The sequence below is a fragment of the Kitasatospora sp. NPDC101235 genome, assembly GCF_044767505.1.
In the GTDB taxonomy this organism is placed as follows: Bacteria; Actinomycetota; Actinomycetes; order Streptomycetales; family Streptomycetaceae; genus Kitasatospora.
Genome location: NZ_JBIWNZ010000026.1, coordinates 35,287 through 53,654 on the forward strand (window position 1 = coordinate 35,287; position 18,368 = coordinate 53,654).

The window sequence follows — 18,368 nt, forward strand, 5'->3', positions numbered from 1 at the left end:
GGGGGGCCCCCCCGCCCCGGCCGCGGGGCGGGGGGGGGGGGGGGCCCCCCCCCCCCCCCCCCCCCCGCCCCCCCCCCGGGGGGGGGGGGGGGGCGGCGGCCCCCCCCCCCCACTCCGCAAGGGGCGCTCCACCGCGTTGTGTCGGAGTAGGCGTCGAGCAGTACAACCCAACCTCTCGCACTCCACCGTCGCCCCGTACGCTGATCTGCCTGCCGGGAAGGGAAGTTGGAAGGGTCAACGCCATGGCGGACGACCAACTGCGTCCCGCCATCGGCTGCGGGATCTGCCGGGGGCGAAGCGTCTGTCTGCCGACAGAGTGACTCGGTCGGCGTCCAGCGAGTCAGTTCGGCTGCTCGCCGAGGGCAGTGCGGAGCCAGTCGAGTGAGTCGGTCGCCAGAATGGTGTCCCATGGATTGACATATCGTCAACAACCCGGGCCGCCGTTGCGTGCCGCCCGGGACGGCCGGGCCGCAGGCGGCGCCCGGGGCCTGCGGGGCCTGCCGCCGCCTGCCCGGCGGCCGCGCGATTGGGTGGCGACCGCTATTGATCCCGCACTGTTCACCGGGGCCTGCTGGAGTGGACGGGCTCCCCCACTCCCGTCGCACTCTCCGCCCCACAGAGCAGGTGACCGACGTGATCGACCGCCACCTCCGCCCACCCCGCCCGGCCCGGCCCGCGCTGTACCTGCGCTGCTACCCCGCCGACCCGGCGGGGCTGGAGTACCAGCGCGCGGTGCTGGAGCGCCTGGCCCGGCAGCGCGGCCTGCCGGTGCCGGGCGCGTTCCTGGACGACGGGGTGCGCTCCGGCGACCGGCGCCCCGCGCTGGAGCGGCTGCTGGAGCGGGCCGGGCAGGGCTGGGTGAACGTGGTGCTGGTGCCCGGGCCGTTCGTCTTCTCGCTCGACGACCGCAGCGCCCGGGCGACCGTGCGCCGGCTGGAGACGCTGGGCTGCACGGTGCTCGAACTGCCCGGCCGGGGCGCCCTGCCGCACCGGCTGCCGGTCCCCGCCCGTACCGCACGTACCGCCTGAACGCCCAGCCCCGCCCGTCCCGGGTCCTGGTACGCAGGCGGCGACCCGGCGGCTACCGCCGGGAGCCGTCACGGCATGATGGGGCCATGGCCTTCGCACCCCTCCTCGGCGAGCGCCGCGCACCCGAACCAACCGGACGGCCGTGAGTCGGCCCGTCGAGCCGGGATCGCCCGGCGCCGGATTCGAGTTCGTGGGACGTCGGCCGGAACTGGACCGTCTGACCAGGGCGATGCTCCGCCCGCCCGCCGTGGTACTGGTCGAGGGCGAGGCCGGCCTCGGCAAGTCCCGCCTGGTGGCCGAGGCCGCGGCCGGCGCGGCCGCGGCGGGCCGCCGGGTGCTGACCGGCTTCTGCCACCCGCTGCGCGAGCCGCTGGCCTTCGGCCCGGTGGTGGACGCGCTGCGCGGCGTCGGCCCGTTCCTGCCGCCCGCCGACCGCATCCCGGCCAGCGCCGGGGCGCTGCGCCCGCTGCTGCCCGACCTCGCCGACCGGCTCCCGCCGCTGCCCGCGGGCGTCGGCGAGGGGCCGCCGGGGCTGCGGCTGCTCGTCCAGGCGGTGCGCGCCCTGCTGTGCGCGCTCGGCGAGACGGTGCTGGTCGTCGAGGACCTGCACTGGGTGGACGACGCCACCCGCGAGCTGCTCCTGCTGCTGGCCCGGGACGTGCCGGCGGGGCTGGCCCTGGTGCTCACCTACCGGGCCGAGGACCTGCCGCCGGACACCCCCGTCCTCGGCGCCGCCTACCGGCGCCCGGCCGGCGTGGGCGGCGCGCTGATCCGGCTGTCCCCGCTCGCCGAGGCCGAGGTCCACGAGCTGGCCCGGGCCGCGCTCGGCCCGCGCGCGACCGCGGCGCTCACCCGGGTGCTGTTCGACCGCAGCGAGGGCCTGCCGCTGGTCGCCGAGGAGGACCTGATCACGCTGGGCGAGCGGCGCGGCGCCGGCGCGCTGACCAACGCCGCGGACCTGGCCGCCGACCTGGAGCAGTCCGAGGTGCCGCGCGGCCTGCGCGACGCGGTCACCGAGCGGCTCGCGGTGCTGTCCCCGGACGCCGCCGCGATCGCCTCCGCCGCCGCGGTGCTCGGCGTGCCGGCCGGGGAGGACCTGCTCGCCGCCGTGGCCGGCCTCGACCCGCAGGCCGCCGCGGACGGCCTGACCGAGGCGCTGCGGGCGGCGGTGCTCAACGAGAAGCCGCTGGCCCGCTACGGGTTCCGGCACGTCCTGGCGCAGCAGGTGGCCTACCGCCGGCTGCCCGGGCCGCGGCGCACCGCCCTGCACCGGCGGGCGGTGGTGGCGCTGGACGCGCGCGAGCCGCGGCCGCTGGTGCAGATCGCCCACCACACCCTGGCGCTCGGCGACCGGGCGGCCTGGCAGGAGGTGGCCGAGGCCGCTGCCGGCCAGGCGGTCGCGCTCGGGGACAGCGGCAGCGCCGGCGCCCTGCTGCGCCGGCTGCTGGACGAGCCCGACCTCGACCCGCGGCGGCGCGGGCGGGCCGCGCTCGCGCTGGCCCGGATCGCCGCCGACGGCGTGGACTCGGTGGCCAGTGCCGCGGTGCTGACCGCGATCATCGCCGACCCGCGGCTGCCGGTGCCCGACCGCGGCGAGATCCGCCTGTCGCTGGGTTTCCTGATGGCCGTGCACGGCGGGGACCGGGCCGGTTTCGCGCGGATCGAGGAGTCCCTCGACGAGTTGGAGCAGCGTCCGGACCGGGCGGCCCGGGCGATGGTGGCGCTGGCCATGAACGAGCGCGACGGCGCCGGCGAGCGCGCCTGGCAGTGGCTGGAGCGGGCCGAGCGGACTCTGGCCGCGAGCCCGGACGAGGAGGTGGCCGCCGCGGTGCGGGCCACCCGGCTGACCTTCCTCGCGCGCGAGGGCGACCCGGCGGTGTGGGCGCAGCTGGACGGGCTGCCGCGGACCTCGGAGCGGCCGGAGATCGTCCGGCAGACCACCCGCGCGCTGTACAACGTGGGCGAGATCGCCGTCGAGCTGGGCCACGACCGGCGGGCCGCGCAGTTGCTGGAGGAGAGTCGGCGTCTGGCCCGGCAGGCGGCCATCCCCTATCTGGAGTGCTACAGCCGGATCGCCCTGGTGCGGCTGGACGGTCTGGCCGGGCAGTGGGACGGGTTGGAGGAGCGGCTGGCCGCGTTGGGCGCCGAGTTCCCCGACCTCGCGATGGCCGGGGTCGAGCAGGCCCTGCTGCTGGGGCGGCTGGCCGCCGCGCGCGGGCGGCTCGCGGTGGCGCGCGCCCACTTCGCCGAGGCGGGCCCGTACGGGGAGCGGGAGTCGCAGGTGACCGGGGCGCTGCGGGCGGCGGCGGGGCTGGCGGCGCTGCAGCTGGCGGAGGGGGACGTCGCGCGGGCGGCGGGCACGCTCGCGCCGGCGCTGGCCGCACTGCGCGCGGCCGACGCCTGGCCGCGGGCCGCCGAGCTGTTGCCGGTGGCGGTCGAGGTGTTGCTGGCGGCGGGCGACCGGGCGGGCGCGGCGGAGCTGGCCGGGCAGGCGGGGGCGCACCTGGAGGGACGGGACGCGCCGGCTCCCGGTGCGGCGCTGGCCTTCGCCCGCGGTCTGCTGCTGGCCGACGGGGACCCGGCGGGTGCGTGCGCGGAGTTCGTCCGTTCCGGTGGGCTCTGGCAGCGGATCGGCCGCCCGTACGAGGCGGCGCGGGCCGAGGAGCGGGCCGGCACCGTGTCGGCGGGGTGCGACCGGGCGGCGGCCGCGGAGCGGATCGCCGCCGCCGAGCAGGCCTACCTGGCGCTGGGCGCGGCCTCGGACGCGGCCCGCTGTCAGCGGCTGCGGCGCGAGCTGGGTCTGGGCCGGGCGGCCTCGCCGGGGCGGCGCGGCTACGGTGAGCGGCTGTCCCCGCGCGAGCGGCAGGTCGCGGCCCTGGCCGCCCAGGGTGCGGCGAACCAGGACATCGCCCGGGCGCTGTTCCTGTCGACCCGTACGGTCGAGCACCACGTGGCGAGTGCGCTGCGCAAGCTCGGCGTGGGCCGGGCGGGGCTGGGCGAGGCGCTGGCCGCCGAGGACGACGCCCCGCAGGGCGCCTCCTGAAGGATTGGGGTCCCGCCCGCTCCCTCAGAGGGCGGGACCCGGTCCGGGGGTCAGCCGTGCTGGTGGTGCCCGGCGCGCTCGACGAGCCGGGAGAGCCGGGCCAGGCGGGCCAGGCCCGGCCGGCGGACGCCGCTGCTGCGGCGGGCGGGCAGGACCAGCCCGGGGTCGGGGGCGGTGAAGTGCTCGTCGGCGTAGAGCCGGAGACGTTCGCGGCGGGTCATGGGCGACCTCCGGGGGGATGAGGGCCGTCGGTTCGGGCGGGCTCCAGGAAACCGGCCGGGACGGGGCGGGATCAATGCGTACCGCTACCCAATCCCGTACCGAATCCTGGGTACCCGCTGTGGCCCCGGCCTCGGACGGGCCGTCAACCCTGCCCGGCCGCGGCGGCCGTCTCCCCGGGACCGGCGGCAACGCGGTCCGGTGCGGCAGGGCGAGGTGACGGGGCCGGCGGCCGCGGATGGGGCCGCCGCGATGCTTCGGATCTTCCGGTGCCGTGTCGGACCTCTTTCCTTACACTGACTCACTGGGGCTGTGAGGCGGGATCGAGTGCCGCCGGGGGAGGAGTGTCCACAGGTGTCGGATCTCATGCCGGGGTTGCCGCCGGGATACCGGGCGCGCCCGGCCACTGCCGACGACCTCGGCGATATCCATCGTTTGGTCGCGGCCTGCGAGCGGGAGCTCTACGGACAGGTGCATACCGATCTCGGCCGCGTCGCCGCCGACTTGGCCAGACCGGGTCTGGCCCCGGAGCTGGATACCCGACTGATCCACGACCGGGCGGGGCAGCTGGCCGCTCGGGCCTGGGTGAACCGGCGCTCGGAGGTGGACGTCCACCCCGAGCACCGCGGACGCGGCCTGGGTGGTGCCCTCCTGGACTGGGCAGAGGCCCGCGGCCGGCAGGCGGACAGCACGCGAATCGTCCAGACCGTCCCGGACAACGACAGAGATGCCGTCGCACTGCTGCGCTCGCGCGGATACGAGCCGATGGTGACCGAATGGCTGCTGGAGTTCCTCATGCCGGAGGAACCGACCGTGCCCGAGCCTCCCGCGGGCGTCACGGTCCGGCCGTTCAGGCCTGGCGACGAGCACGATGCACACCAGGTCGTCGAGGATGCCTTCGACGAATGGCAGCAGCGGCGCAAGGCCTACCAGGAGTGGGCCCGGCACACCGTCGAACGCCCCACCTTCGCCCCCGCGATGTCGGCGCTGGCGTTCGCCGATGGCCAACTGGTCGGCGTTGCGCTCTCGTTGGATCTCCCGGACACCGGCGAGGGCTACATCGAGCAGGTCGCGGTCCGCCGCGATCACCGCAACCGGGGCATCGCCCGTCTCCTGCTGCGCACCGCGTTCCGCAGCTTCCATCAGCAGGGACGGCAGGCGTGCACCCTCGGGACGCACTCGGAAACCGGCGCACTCGACTTGTACCTGAGCGTGGGTATGGGAGTCCGGCACAGCTCCACGGTCTTCCGGAAGGATCTGTCGGCGGAGTGATGATCAGCCACAGGACCGCCGTGCGTGGGACTGCGGAAATCCGCGCAGCCGGCTTCGGATACCGACGCACCGGTCGCGCGCCCGTCCTGCCCTGAGCCGTCCGCCGGGGTGGTGGCCGGGCGGACGGCTGCGGGGCGGGGAGGAGCCCTGAGACCGGGTCAGTAGCGCAGGACGGCGGCGATCCGGCCGCTGTCGGCAAGGGTGTCGTCGGGGACGAAGCCGACCTGGGCGCCGGTGTCCAGGGTGCGCTCGATCACCTCGTCGACGATGTCCTCGCGGGCCCCGGCCTGGCCGGCCTCGGCGGGCACGAGGTGCTCGCCGTCGTCGCGGACGGTGGCGCGGTAGTTCTCCTCGACCACCAGGCGGGCGATCCGGCCCTGGCCGACTGCCTGCCAGACCTCGTCCAGGCCGGCCGCGAACTGCTGGGCGCCGCGGGCCTTGTCGAGCTGGGCGAGGCTCTCCTCGACCTCGCGCTGGGCCTGGGCGCGCACGGCGGGCTCGACCACCTTGCGGACGGTCTCGGCGTCGGCCTGGGCCAGACCGCCGTGCGGGAGCTGCGCGGTGGACTCCTTGGCGATCGGGCCGACGGCGTCCAGCAGGGCGAGCGCGGCGGCCTCGCCGACCGCGTACAGCGGGCGGGGGGTGGCGGCCAGCAGCTTGCCGGCCTCGGTGTCGGCCTGGCGCAGGAAGGTCTTGGTCGCCTCGTCGCGGAAGGTGCTGGGCGTGTCGCCGATCTGTTCCTGCCGCTCGGGGTCGGGGTTGTCGTAGACGCGCACCAGCGGGAAGCCGCGGTCCTTGTCCTCGGCGACCCGCTCCTCGGTGCCGCCCCACAGCACCACCTTGTCGGCGGCGACCGCGAGCACCCAGTACGGGCGCTCGGCGGCGTGCGCGGCGACCAGGTTGCGGGTCAGGAAGGTGTCGGACAGGACCACCCGGGCGGGGGCGGTGCGCCCGAGTGACCAGACCTGGTGTTCGCCGGGTGCGGCGAAGATCGCCAGGCCGTCCTCGGCGTGCACCAGGTCGACCTCCGTGAGGGCCCGCTCGAGCTGCTCCAGTACGTCGAGCCGGTCGGCGCGGGAGACCTTCGGGTCGGCCTGGACGCGTTCCTTGGCCTCGGCCAGCAGGTTGCGCAGCCGGACCGGGTCCTGGGTGTTGTCCGGCTCCCGGCGGTGCGTGGGCATCAGGATCGACACCGCCGGATAGGGCCGTGGCCGGCGCAGCTCGGCGAGGACGGCGGGGCTGAGGTCGGGGCGCATGGAGACCCTTTCCGAAGGCGGTCGGCCTTCTTTCGTGGACGCGCGAAGCCTGGCACTGCTGCCAAATGTCGCCAATGTACCTATTTGCGGCTTCTTCGGCGCGCGAGCACGGCCCCGGGACAGGGGTCTGCGGTGCGGGCGGCAGCCCGCCGGCGCCGTCCGGAGTCGGGCGGCGGCGTCGGCGGGACGCGACGGTCAGGGCCGTCGGGACGGTCAGAACTGGACGTCGGTGCAGGAGTAGAAGGCGTTGCCGGTGTCGGCGATCTCCCAGACGGCGACGATCACCTGGTGGCCGGTGCGGCCGGTGGGCAGGGTCGCGGTGTGGGTGGTGGTGGCGGCGGGCTGGCGGCCGTTGTAGGGGACGGTCAGGAACGGGGTCAGGTCCAGGGCGGCCCGGGTGATCGGCTGGCTCGCGTTGTAGCCGGGCTTGGTCAGGTAGTACTTGAAGTTCGTGGTGGAGTGCCGGGCCTCGATCTCCCAGGTGAAGGTGAGCTGCTGACCGGCCGTCACCCTGGTGGTCGGCCAGGCTCCGTTCCGGGGGTTGTCCAGCGGGGCCCAGCGGGCGTCGCCGCCGGCGCAGATGGTGCCGTCCGCCGGGCCGCGGCTCGGGAAGCCCTTGGGGCCCTCGACGCTCTGCGGCTCCCACTGGATGTCGCCGCAGTCCCACGGGACGGCGTTGGCGCCGCAGAGCGCGGAACGGCTCGGCGGCAGGTTGATGAAGCCGTGCGACTGGGCCGGCAGGGCCGCCGCGATCGGCAGGACGATCGCGGCCGCGGCGGCGGCGATCAGATGGCGCTTGCGCATGGTGCTCCTCCGTGGGGGTGGATGGAGTGTGCGCCCGGCGCGGGGCGTGCGCGTGCGCGTGGGGGTGCGCACGGCGGTCCGCCGGAGACATGGCATGCCCGCGCCAGACCGGTTGCCCGACACCGTAGGATCTGCCTTCCCCTCGCGTCAATGGTCTGAACCATTTGCGCCAAAGCCCTGCGAACACTGGGCGATGCCCGACACCGCACGCCCCGGACCCGCGCCCGACCCACAGGGAAAGATTGCTTGCATGAGCGCTATATAAGCCCTGGCCGATATTTCAGTTCATGGCTTATCCTGTACTCAGCCACATCCGGAAGGAGGCCAGGCCCCATGACCGCCACGGACCCCGCGCTCACCGCCCTTGCCAACGGCTGGGGCGCTCTCTCCCTCCTGCACGGCCGGATCGAGTCCCACATCGAACGCGCCCTGCAGGCCAAGCACGACCTGAGCGTGCGCGAGTACTCACTGCTCGACGTGCTCAGCCGCCAGCACGACGGCGTGGGCGGGCACCTGCAGATGAAGCAGGTGGCCGACGCGGTGGTGCTCAGCCAGAGCGCCACCACCCGTCTGGTCACCCGACTGGAGGACCGCGGGCTGCTGTCGCGCTACCTGTGCCCGACCGACCGCCGCGGCATCTACACCAACGTGAGCGAGGACGGCCTGAAGCTCCTGGAGGAGGCCAGGCCGACCAACGACGCCGCGCTGCGCGAGGCGCTCGACGAGGCCGCCCGCAACCCCGAGCTGACCTCGCTGGTCCGCGCGGTCGAGGCCGTGGACGCCGCCTCGCCCGCCCGCTGACCCCGGCCGGCCCCGCACCGCCACTCCCCCGGGCCCGGCCCGTCCGATCCGCACACGCGGCTCGGACGGGCCGGGCCCGGCCGCGTTTCACGACACCGCACGCCGCCCCCGAATCCCCACCCCGGCCTGCGACGCCGCGCACACCCGGGGCCGTGACGCCACGCACCCGCCCAACCCCATAGCGCATGCCCCATATCTGCGCTTGCACTTATCACGCGCCTGCAACTATTGTTTAAGCACGCAAGGCGCTCCCTCAAGCAATCACAGAAGGGTTCGGGCCCATGCCTCTCGCTCTCATCGCCCTGGCCATCGGCGCATTCGGGATCGGGACCACCGAGTTCGTGATCATGGGCCTCCTGCCCCAGATCGCCGGCGACTACGGCGTCTCCATCCCCGACGCGGGCCTGCTGGTCACCGGCTACGCCCTCGGCGTGGTCATCGGCGCCCCGCTGATGACCGCCCTCGGCACCCGGATCAGCCGCAAGACCATGCTCATGCTGCTCATGGGCCTGTTCGTGGCCGGAAACCTGCTCTCCGCGTTCGCCCCGTCCTTCCCCGTGATGCTGGCCGGTCGCATCGTGACCTCGCTCGCCCACGGCGCCTTCTTCGGCATCGGCTCCGTCGTCGCCGCCGACCTCGTCGCCCCGCAGAAGAAGGCCGGCGCCATCGCCACCATGTTCACCGGGCTGACCATCGCCAACATCGTCGGCGTACCGCTGGGCACCTTCATCGGCCAGGCCGTCGGCTGGCGCACCACCTTCGCCGCCGTCGCCGCACTCGGCGTGGTCGGCCTGCTCGGCATCGCCAAGCTCGTGCCCGCCATGCCCCGCCCCGAGGGCGCCCACCTGCGCCAGGAGCTGACCGCCTTCCGCAACCCGCAGGTGCTGCTCGCGATGGCGATGACCGTGCTCGGCTTCGGCGGCGTCTTCGCCGCGATCACCTACATCGCCCCGATGATGACCAACGTCGCCGGCTACGCCGACGGCTCCGTCACCTGGCTGCTGGTGCTGTTCGGCGTCGGCATGTTCCTCGGCAACCTGCTGGGCGGGCGCTACGCCGACCGCAAGCTGATGCCGATGCTCTACACCACCCTCGGCGGACTCGCCGTGGTGCTGGCGCTGTTCACCCTCACCGCCCACAACAAGATCCTCGCCGCCGTCACCGTCCTGCTCGTCGGAGCCCTCGGCTTCGCCACCGTCCCCCCGCTCCAGAAGCGGGTCCTGGACCAGGCCCACGGCGCCCCCACCCTGGCCTCCGCCGTCAACATCGGCGCCTTCAACCTCGGCAACGCGCTGGCCGCCTGGCTCGGCGGGATCGTCATCGCCGCCGGCCTCGGCTACACCGCCCCGAACTGGGTCGGCGCCGTCCTCGCCGGCGCGGCCCTGCTGCTGGCCTTCTGGTCCGCCGCCCTGGAGCGCCGCGGCTCCGCAACCGCGGCCGCCACCCCCGCCCCCGTTCCCGTCCATCACTGACACCCCCGTCCAGGAGAACCACCGTGAGCACCACCACCGCCGTCGCCCCGCTGACCACCGCCGACGCCGAGACCCTCGTCGACGCCGCCCGTACCGCCGCCGAGGCCGCGGGCGTGACGGTCAGCATCACCGTCCTGGACGCGGGCGGCCACCTGCTCGCCTTCCGCCGCGACGACCGCGCCGTGCTGATCTCCGGCGAGACCAGCACCCGCAAGGCCTACACCGCCCTCCAGCTGAACGCCCCGACCGCCGACCTGGTCGACCTGGTCAAGCCCGACGGCCCGTTCCACTCCCTGCCCACCGCGCTGGACCGCCCGCTGCTGTTCATCGCCGGCGGCATCCCGGTCCACCGCGACGGCCGGCTGATCGGCGCCATCGGCGTCGGCGGCGGCGCCCCCGAGCAGGATCACTCCTTCGCCACCGCCGCACTGCGCCGGCTCGGCTGAGGGCCCCACACACTCCGCCCGCGCCCCGATGCCGCCCCTCCCCGCAGTCCGGCGGGGAGGGGCGGCATCGGGGCGCTGCCCGGTGGGCGCCGCGGTTCCTGAACCGGGTGCTGCCCCGCACCAGCACCGGCACCGAGGGCGAGGGCGCTCAGGGCCGCGGGTGGCGCAGGGCGACGGCGGCGCGGACGGCGTTGGCCTGGTGGGCGGCCTGGTGGGCGACGGGCAGCCAGACGGGGTCGAAGCGCTGCTGGTACTGGGCGCACCAGTCCCGCAGGAGGTGGTCGAGGCGGGCGGCCTGGCGGGCGGCGGGGGCGCCGGCCACCCGGACGGCGCGGCGCAGCAGGGCGGCGGCGCGCACCGGGACGCGGTGGGCCCAAAGGTCGATGCCGGCGAGACGGGCGCTCGACGGGTTTGCCGAGGGCGGTGGCGGGGCGGGCGAAGGGGTGGGCGAGGTCGGCGGGGTCGCTGGTGGCCTGGACGACGGTGCCGCCGACGTCGGTGCTGTGCAGGGAGAACCGGATGGTGGGGCTGCGGCCGGCGCACCCCCCCGCCACCCGTACGCCACAGCCGAAGTGTCGGGCCGCACGGCGTGGGCAGACGCGCGGTGTGAACCCGATCGAGCGGGGCCTGCGCGCCGTGGACGGCTTCCAGCAGCGCCACCGGGCCCCCGGCCTGGTGGTCGGCGTCGTGCGCAAGTACGGGGACGACCGGGGCGGGCTGTTGTCCGCCCTGATCACCTACTACGGCTTCGTCGCCCTGATCCCGCTGCTGCTCCTGCTCAGCACCGTTCTCGGCTTCGCCCTGCACGGCCACCCCGGGGCGCAGCGCGCGGTGCTGGACTCGGCGCTCGCCGACTTCCCGATCATCGGTGACCAGCTGCGCCAGAACGTCCACTCCCTGCAGGGCAGCGGCCTGGCCCTGGTGATCGGCGCGCTCGGGCTGTTGTACGGGGCGCTGGGCATCGCGCAGGTCCTGCAGCACGCCATGGCGGAGGTCTGGAACGTGCCGGGGGTGAAGCGGCCCGGCTACTGGCCGCGGCTGGCGCGCAGCGTGCTGCTGTTCGCGGTGCTGGGCAGCGGGCTGGTGCTGGGCACCGCCGCCGCCTCGCTGGTCGGTGCCACGCTGGCCGGGCCGGCCGCCCGGATCGGGGGTCTGGTCGTCTCGGCGCTGGCGAACGCCGCCCTGTGCCTGGCCTGCTTCCGGGTGCTCACCCCGCGCGAGGTCCCGCTGCGGGCGCTGTGGCCGGGCTGCGCGCTCGCCGGGCCGCTGTTCACCGTCCTCCAGGCGACCGGCTCGTTGCTGGTCGCCCACGAGCTGCGCCACGCGAGCCAGGTCTACGGGTTCTTCGCGACGGTGATCGGGCTGCTGTTCTGGCTCTACCTGGCCGCGCAGGTCACCGTGTACGCGGCCGAGGTCGACGTCGTGCTCGCCCGGCGGCTGTGGCCGCGCAGTCTGCTGCAGCCGCCGCTGACGGACGCCGACCAGGCGGTGCTGTCCTCGGTCGCCCGGCAGGAGGAGCGCCGGCCCGAGCAGCGGGTCGACGTCTCGTTCCACGACGGGCCGTCCCCGCCCGGGGAGCCCGAGGAGCCCGAGGGCCCGGACGGGGACGGCGGGGACGGCGGGGACGGCGGGGAGAACGGCGGGGACGGTGGCAGCGGCGGCCGGTGACGGCCCCGGGCACGCCCCGTGCGGGGGTCGGGGATCATGGAGCGGTGCGCTCCGGCGCCCTGGTGCCCTGACGTCCCGTCAACGAGAAAGCGGTGCCCTCCTCGTGATCCCCGCCGTGCCCGACCCGACCGTGCTGCACCCCTTCCCCGAGCAGCCGCGGGTGGTCCTCCTCAAGCCGCTGGTCGCCTCGCCGCTGATCGAGGTGGGCGAGTACTCGTACTACGACGACCCGGACGACCCGACGGCGTTCGAGACCCGCAACGTGCTGTACCACTACGGGCCGGAGAAGCTCGTCATCGGCAGGTTCTGCGCCTTCGCCGCAGGGGTGCGGTTCGTGATGAACGGCGCCAACCACCGGATGGACGGGCCCTCCACCTTCCCCTTCCCGATCATGGGCGGCGCCTGGGCCGAGCACGTCGACCTGATCACCGGCCTGCCCGGGCGCGGCGACACCGTGATCGGCCACGACGTGTGGCTCGGCTACCGCACCACCGTCATGCCCGGGGTGCGCATCGGCCACGGTGCGATCGTCGCCGCCGGATCCGTCGTCACCTCCGACGTCCCCGACTACGCCATCGTCGGCGGCAACCCGGCCAAGGTGATCCGGCTGCGCCACGACGAGGCCGACATCGCCCGTCTGCTGGACCTCGCCTGGTGGGACTGGCCCGTCGAGCACCTCACCCGCCACCTGCGCACCGTCATGTCCGGCACCGTCGACGAGCTCGTGGCCGCCGCCCCCGGAGCCTGAGGGGCGGCGGACGGGGGTGGCCCGTCCGCCGACCGCCGCCCTCAGGCCGTGGTGCGGTGGAGCCTGCGGGCGGCGGTGCGGATGGCGAGGGTGTACGGGGCGTCGAGGGCGCGGGTGCGGGCGTCGAGGTCGTGGAAGGGCACCAGGGCCTTGTGGGTGTCGTCGGTCGTCTGGGTCCAGGCCGTCCAGGCGTTGTGGACGTCCTCGTCGGTGACCTGTTCGCCCTTGGCCTGGAGCAGCACGGCGTAGATGCGGAAGAGGTCGTCGGAGCCCGCGGGGGGTCTGGCCTCGGAGGGCAGGCAGGCGCGGATCAGGTCGGCGATGGGATCGAGGTGGCTCATACGGCCAGTGTGCCGGTGGCCAGTGTGCCGGTCAGCAGGATCAGGTGGGCCACCGCGAATATCATCGGCACGAGCCGTTCCGTGGTGCCGAGTTCGGTGTAGTGCCGGTGGTGCCGGCGGCCGGGCGCCGCGTTGTTCCTGAGGACGTCCCACTCCTCGGTGTAGATCCGCGCGGGTAGCTTCTCCTCCAGGCTGTTGATGACCTGGAACTTGGCGCCGTTGAGGTCCCGGTAGCTGCGCAGTTGCATCCACCAGGCCCCGGAGAGGGTGATGCCGGCCAGTGCGACGGCCGTCGGCACCCACCACGGGGATTCGGAGAGCTTGGGTATGCCGAAGCCGATCAGGGTGACCAGCGCGGTCTGCACGGACAGGAAGAAGGTGTTGGCGCTGCCCCGGCGGGCCGAGATCCGGTCGGCCATCTCCACGGCGAGCTTGTACAGCTCCAGCAGCTCGTACTGACGGTTCGGCTCCGGCGGTGTGGTCATCGCAAAGCCCCCTCGGGCCGATGGTGTGCCGGTTTCGCCCGCTGCCCGGGCTCTCCCCGATGGGTCCATCCTTCCCGCCGAGACGGGCCGTCAGTGCTGCGCGCCGGCCGCGGCCGTCACGGCGCCCGCCACGGCGGCGCTGCCGGCCGACAGGGCGCGCAGGGCCGCGCCGGCCTGCGACTCGCCCTCCCCGTACTGGTGGTCGCGGGCGGTGCGCAGGGCGGCGCCGAGGTGGAGCGCGGCCTCCTCCGGGTGGCCGGTGGCGGCCAGCGCGCGGCCGTAGAGGGTCTGGAGGACCACCCGGCGGGTGACCGGGAAGGGGGGTTCGGCGACGGCCAGGCCGTGGGCGGCGTGGTGGGCGGCCTCCTCGGGGGCGCCGGCGGCCAGGCACTCGTGGGCCAGGTGCTGGCGGGCGAGGGCCACCAGGTCGGCGCGGTCGGCCCGTTCGGCCAGGGACAGGGCCCGTACCAGCAGGCCGCGGGCCCGGGCGCGGCCGGCATGGTCGCCGTGGCGGGTGAGGGCGACGGCGAGGTTGACCAGGGCGACGGCCTGGGCGGTGCCGTCGCCGGCCCGGGCGGCGAGGTCGGGGGCGCGCTCCAGGTGGACGAGGGCCTGTTCGGGGCGGCCCTCCTCCAGCAGGACCCAGCCCAACAGGGCCCGGGCGCGGGACTGGGCGCCGGGGTCGCGGTCGGCCTCGGCGGCGGCCAGGCCGTGTTCGAGCAGCGGCGCCCAGCCGTCCCGGACCTGCCAGACGATCAGCGGCCACTGGAGCAGCACCAGGCGCCAGGCGCGGTCGTGCAGTCCGGCGGCGACCGCCGCCTCGACCGCGCCGCGCAGGGTGTCGCGTTCGGCGGCGTACCAGGCGAGCGCGCTCGCCCGGTCGGGGAAGGGGCGGACGTCGGCGGGGCGGCGGGTGCCGGGCGGCAGGGTGCAGCACGGTTCGCTGCCCGGTTCGGCGGCGGCGCAGGCGGTGAGGAGGGTGTTGAGCAGGTGGTCGAGCAGGCGGGGCAGCACCTGGGTGTCGGTGTCGCCGGGCAGGCTGCGGGCGTAGAGGCGGACCAGGTCGTGCAGGGTGTAGGCGTCCCGGCCGATCTGGACGATGAGGTGGGCGGTGGCCAGTCGGGTGAGCGCGTCGGCGGCCTCGTCGGGGCGGCAGCCGGCCAGGGCGGCGGCGGTACGGCTGTCGAGGGTGGCGCCGGTGTGGGCGCCGAGGCGGCGGAACATCCGGTGGACGGGTTCGCTCAGGTGCTGGACGGTCAGGGCGAGGGCGGCGGCGACGCTGGTGTCCTCGACGTCGAGGAGGTCCAGGCGGTCCTGTTCGTCGGCGAGTTCGTCGGCGAGGGCGGCCAGCGCGCGGGCGGGGCCGGTGGCGAGGCGGGCGGCGGCCAGCCGCAGGGCCAGCGGCAGGCCGTCGCACAGTCGGGCCAGGCGGGCGGCGGCCTCGGGTTCGGCGGCGACCAGGTCGGGTCCGAGGGTGGCGGCGAGCAGGCTGACGGACTGCGGGGAGGAGAGTTCGGCGAGCGGGACGGGGCGGGCGGCGTCGGAGGCGACCAGGCCGCCGAGCCGGTCGCGGCTGGTGACCAGGGTGACGCAGTCGTCGCCGTCGGGCAGCAGCGGGCGGACCTGCTCGGAACGGCGGGCGTTGTCCAGGACGATCAGCATCCGGCGGGTGGCCGTCAGTTCGCGGTAGCGGGCGGCCATCGCCTCGGGGGTGGCGGGCATCTGTTCGGCGGGCAGGCCGAGGGCGAGCAGCAGTTCGCGCAGGACGGCGGCGGTGGAGCGTTCGGGCAGCGGGCTGTGGCCGCACAGGTCGACGAAGATCCGGCCGTCGGGGAAGTCCTGGTGGCGGCAGTGGGCCCAGTACAGGGCGAGGGTGGTCTTGCCGATGCCGGCGCCGCCGGTGAGCACGGCGACGGCGCCGGGGGTGGCGGTGGCCCGGTCGAGCGCGGCCAGTTCGTCCTCCCGGCCGGCGAAGCCGCGCGGGCGACGGGGGAAGGGCCAGGGGGTGTGCTGCTGCCCGGGGCCGGCGGCGGGTGCGGGTGCGGACCGTACGGGTGCGGGCGGCGCGGGTGCGGGAGCGGGTGCGGGCCGCTGGTCGGGGACGGAGGCCAGACCGCCGACGGTGGGGACCCGCGCGGGCGGGACGCGGTCAGGCGGCTCCTGGTCACCGGGAAGCCGCGCGGGCGGCACCCGGTCGGACCGGCGCTGCGGGGCGTCGGCGCGCAGCAGGCGGTCGTGGGCCTCGGTGAGTTCCGGCCCGGGGTCGATGCCGAGTTCCTCGGCCAGGGCCCGGCGGGTGCGGTGGAACCAGTCCAGGGCCTCCGAGCGGCGCCCCGCCCGGCCGAGGGCGTGCATGAGTTCGGCGACCAGCGGTTCCCGCAGCGGGTGGGCGGTGGCCTCGGCGTGCAGCAGGTTCGCGGCCGTGCCGTGGTCGCCGAGCCGGCCGTGGGCGCGGGCCAGTTCCCCTGCGGCGGCCAGCCGCTGTTCTTCCAGGCTCTGGGCGGCGCACTGCAGTGGCAGGCCGGCGATGGTGCCGGCGAGGGCGGGGCCGCGCCACAGGGCGAGTGCCTCGCGCAGGGCGGCGGCGGCCTCGCCGGCGTCGTCCAGGCAGCGGGCGTGGGCCACCAGGTGTTCGAACCGGACGGTGTCCACCGCCAGGTCGGGTACGCGCAGCAGGTAGGCGCCGTTGTCGGTGACGAGTTCGATGCCGGCGGCGGGGGCGTCGTGGGCGGTGAGCAGGGCGCGCAGCCCGGAGACGTGGTTGTGGATGACGGTGCGCGAGTGCCGGGGCGGCTGCTCGTCCCAGAGGGTCTCGGTGAGCCGCTCGACGGTGACCGGTGCTCCGGGGTTCAGCAGCAGCATGGCCAGCAGGCTGCGGCGTTTGGCCGATCCGGCCGGAAGTTCACGGCCGTCCGCGGCCACCACGGCCACCGAGCCCAGCAGTCGGAACTCCACGCACCCCCCTCAGGTGTATATGACAAGCATATGACAGCAGGCGATCTGTCGATCAAGGAACGTCGCCCGGCCCCGCCTCGTCCGAGGACTGCCGGGTGCCGGCGTCGCCACAGGTGTGGAAACCCCCGGCTGGCGACGAAAGGGTTGCTTCCCGCGCCGACGCTCTCGTGCCGGAGGGCCGTGGAAGCGGACGGTCGGGGAGGTCCCGGTGCGGCCGCCGCGGCGCGGGGGCGGTGGCCGTAAGATCCCGACAGCATCAGGCCCCGCCAGACCCTGCCCACACGTATCCGCAGCTCACGCGCGGGCCGTGTGATCGCCGGGGCACCCGGTGGCCACCACAATGGTGCGGACAGTTCTTCGGAAGTACAGAGAAAGCGAAACCTCACCATGGATCTCGGCGTGCGCTGGAAGCTGCACGGTGACGGGCGCACGCCCGCACCGGGGGCGGTGGTCCGTCCCGACGAACGGCTCTCCTGGCCCCGCACGGTAGGGCTCGGCGCCCAGCACGTGGTGGCGATGTTCGGGGCGAGCTTCGTGGCGCCCGTGCTGATGGGGCTCGACCCGAACCTCGCGATCATGATGTCCGGCGTGGCGACCGTGATCTTCCTGCTGGCCACCAAGGGCCGGGTGCCCAGCTACCTGGGCTGCTCGCTGTCCTTCGTGGGCGTGGCCGCGGTGATCCGGGCGCAGGGCGGCACCAGCGCGACGGTGACCGGCGCGGTGTTCGTGGTGGGCGTGGTGCTGTTCCTGGTGGGTGTGGCGGTCCAGCGGTTCGGGGCGCGCATCATCCACGCCACGATGCCGCCGATCGTCACCGGCGCGGTGGTCATGCTGATCGGCTTCAACCTCGCCCCGGTGACCGCCTCGGTGTACTGGCCGCAGGACCAGTGGACGGCGCTGCTGGTGATGCTGTTCACCGGTCTGGCCGTGGTGTGCCTGCGCGGCTTCTGGTCGCGGGTGGCGATCTTCCTGGGGCTGCTGTTCGGCTACGGGATCTCCTGGCTGTTCGACCAGGTCTTCGGGAAGATCCACTCGGTGGACGCGGGCGGGCACCTGACCGACCACTGGCGCCTGGACCTGTCGGGCGTCGGCAAGGCGGACTGGATCGGCCTGCCGACCTTCCACGGCCCGTCCTTCCAGTGGTCGGCGATCCTGGTCGCGCTGCCCGTGGTGATCGCGCTGGTCGCGGAGAACGCCGGGCACGTCAAGGCGGTCGGCGAGATGACCGGCACGAACCTGGACGACAAGCTGGGCACCGCGATCTCGGCGGACGGCGTCGGCTCCATGCTCTCCACCGCGGTCGGCGGCCCGCCGAACACCACGTACTCGGAGAACATCGGCGTCATGGCCGCCACCCGGGTCTACTCGACGGCCGCCTACTGGTGCGCCGCCGGCTTCGCGCTGCTGTTCGGCCTGTGCCCGAAGTTCGGCGCGATCGTGGCCGCGATCCCCGGCGGGGTGCTCGGCGGCATCACCGTCATCCTGTACGGCATGATCGGCCTGCTCGGTGCGCAGATCTGGACCAAGGCCCAGGTGGACCTGCGCAACCCGCTGAACCTGGTGCCGGCCGCGGCGGGCATCATCATCGGCATCGGCAACGTGACGCTGAAGTTCACCGACACCTTCAGCCTCAGCGGCATCGCGCTCGGCACGCTGGTCGTCATCACCGGCTACCACGCGCTGCGGGCACTGGCCCCCGCGCACCTCAAGACGCAGGAGCCGCTGCTGGACGAGGGCACCTCCTCGTACGACGAGGGCTCCGAGGAACCGCGCAACCCGTAACGGACGGGGCCGGGTTCGGGTTCAGGCCGGGAGGGCGGCCGGCGGAA

At 74.9% G+C, this 18,368-nt stretch carries 16 protein-coding genes; 9 read left to right on the forward strand and 7 right to left on the reverse strand.

Annotated elements, in window-relative coordinates; genetic code table 11:
- Positions 1 to 633 precede the first annotated feature (633 nt).
- The gene (locus ACIRRH_RS32900) at positions 634 to 1,029 is read left to right on the forward strand and encodes a recombinase family protein (RefSeq protein WP_403074626.1); all 396 of its coding nucleotides are present in this window, start codon (positions 634 to 636) and stop codon (positions 1,027 to 1,029) included.
- A 190-nt stretch (positions 1,030 to 1,219) separates the two neighbouring features.
- On the forward strand, positions 1,220 to 4,072 hold the full coding sequence (locus ACIRRH_RS32905; protein ID WP_403074628.1) for an AAA family ATPase: 2,853 nt from the start codon (positions 1,220 to 1,222) through the stop codon (positions 4,070 to 4,072).
- A gap of 50 nt (positions 4,073 to 4,122) precedes the next feature.
- Here the strand turns inward: ACIRRH_RS32905 and ACIRRH_RS32910 are convergent, their stop codons facing one another.
- A complete protein-coding gene (locus tag ACIRRH_RS32910) occupies positions 4,123 to 4,293 on the reverse strand; it encodes a hypothetical protein (RefSeq protein ID WP_403074629.1) in 171 nt (56 codons plus the stop codon).
- 352 nt (positions 4,294 to 4,645) lie between these two features.
- On the opposite strand from ACIRRH_RS32910, the gene ACIRRH_RS32915 reads away from it, so the two are divergent.
- Positions 4,646 to 5,563 carry a GNAT family N-acetyltransferase gene (locus ACIRRH_RS32915; RefSeq protein WP_403074631.1) on the forward strand — a complete coding sequence of 306 codons (918 nt, stop codon included), beginning with the start codon at positions 4,646 to 4,648 and terminating at the stop codon, positions 5,561 to 5,563.
- 158 nt (positions 5,564 to 5,721) lie between these two features.
- On the opposite strand, the gene ACIRRH_RS32920 is transcribed toward ACIRRH_RS32915, so the two are convergent.
- Positions 5,722 to 6,819 (reverse strand): chemotaxis protein, encoded by a 1,098-nt coding sequence (locus ACIRRH_RS32920; protein WP_403074633.1) that lies wholly within the window; start codon positions 6,817 to 6,819, stop codon positions 5,722 to 5,724.
- A gap of 213 nt (positions 6,820 to 7,032) precedes the next feature.
- On the reverse strand, positions 7,033 to 7,623 hold the full coding sequence (locus ACIRRH_RS32925) for a lytic polysaccharide monooxygenase (protein ID WP_403074635.1): 591 nt from the start codon (positions 7,621 to 7,623) through the stop codon (positions 7,033 to 7,035).
- A 333-nt stretch (positions 7,624 to 7,956) separates the two neighbouring features.
- On the opposite strand from ACIRRH_RS32925, the gene ACIRRH_RS32930 reads away from it, so the two are divergent.
- From ACIRRH_RS32930 to ACIRRH_RS32940, 3 genes are all read left to right on the forward strand, one after another.
- Positions 7,957 to 8,424: a MarR family winged helix-turn-helix transcriptional regulator gene (locus tag ACIRRH_RS32930; RefSeq protein ID WP_403074637.1), complete on the forward strand. Its 468-nt coding sequence runs from the start codon at positions 7,957 to 7,959 to the stop codon at positions 8,422 to 8,424.
- Positions 8,425 to 8,705: 281 nt separating this feature from the next.
- Entirely contained in the window at positions 8,706 to 9,896 is a 1,191-nt protein-coding gene (locus ACIRRH_RS32935; RefSeq protein ID WP_403074639.1) for an MFS transporter, read from the forward strand.
- A 23-nt stretch (positions 9,897 to 9,919) separates the two neighbouring features.
- A complete protein-coding gene (locus tag ACIRRH_RS32940; protein ID WP_403074641.1) occupies positions 9,920 to 10,342 on the forward strand; it encodes a heme-binding protein in 423 nt (140 codons plus the stop codon).
- Positions 10,343 to 10,490: 148 nt separating this feature from the next.
- Here the strand turns inward: ACIRRH_RS32940 and ACIRRH_RS32945 are convergent, their stop codons facing one another.
- Positions 10,491 to 10,700 carry a hypothetical protein gene (locus ACIRRH_RS32945; protein WP_403074643.1) on the reverse strand — a complete coding sequence of 70 codons (210 nt, stop codon included), beginning with the start codon at positions 10,698 to 10,700 and terminating at the stop codon, positions 10,491 to 10,493.
- A gap of 248 nt (positions 10,701 to 10,948) precedes the next feature.
- Between ACIRRH_RS32945 and ACIRRH_RS32950 the strand changes: the two genes are divergently transcribed.
- The gene (locus ACIRRH_RS32950) at positions 10,949 to 12,010 is read left to right on the forward strand and encodes a YihY/virulence factor BrkB family protein (RefSeq protein ID WP_403074645.1); all 1,062 of its coding nucleotides are present in this window, start codon (positions 10,949 to 10,951) and stop codon (positions 12,008 to 12,010) included.
- Between the two features lie 106 nt (positions 12,011 to 12,116).
- Complete coding sequence (locus ACIRRH_RS32955) at positions 12,117 to 12,758, forward strand: CatB-related O-acetyltransferase (protein ID WP_403074822.1); 642 nt, start codon at positions 12,117 to 12,119, stop codon at positions 12,756 to 12,758.
- Positions 12,759 to 12,799: 41 nt separating this feature from the next.
- On the opposite strand, the gene ACIRRH_RS32960 is transcribed toward ACIRRH_RS32955, so the two are convergent.
- From ACIRRH_RS32960 to ACIRRH_RS32970, 3 genes are all read right to left on the reverse strand, one after another.
- Complete coding sequence (locus ACIRRH_RS32960; RefSeq protein WP_403074646.1) at positions 12,800 to 13,099, reverse strand: hypothetical protein; 300 nt, start codon at positions 13,097 to 13,099, stop codon at positions 12,800 to 12,802.
- Complete coding sequence (locus tag ACIRRH_RS32965; RefSeq protein WP_403074648.1) at positions 13,096 to 13,584, reverse strand: hypothetical protein; 489 nt, start codon at positions 13,582 to 13,584, stop codon at positions 13,096 to 13,098. Before ACIRRH_RS32965 ends, ACIRRH_RS32960 begins: the two co-directional genes overlap by 4 nt.
- 90 nt (positions 13,585 to 13,674) lie before the next feature.
- Entirely contained in the window at positions 13,675 to 16,539 is a 2,865-nt protein-coding gene (locus ACIRRH_RS32970; RefSeq protein WP_403074650.1) for a BTAD domain-containing putative transcriptional regulator, read from the reverse strand.
- A 387-nt stretch (positions 16,540 to 16,926) separates the two neighbouring features.
- Between ACIRRH_RS32970 and ACIRRH_RS32975 the strand changes: the two genes are divergently transcribed.
- The gene (locus ACIRRH_RS32975) at positions 16,927 to 18,321 is read left to right on the forward strand and encodes a uracil-xanthine permease family protein (RefSeq protein WP_403074652.1); all 1,395 of its coding nucleotides are present in this window, start codon (positions 16,927 to 16,929) and stop codon (positions 18,319 to 18,321) included.
- Positions 18,322 to 18,368: the final 47 nt, after the last annotated feature.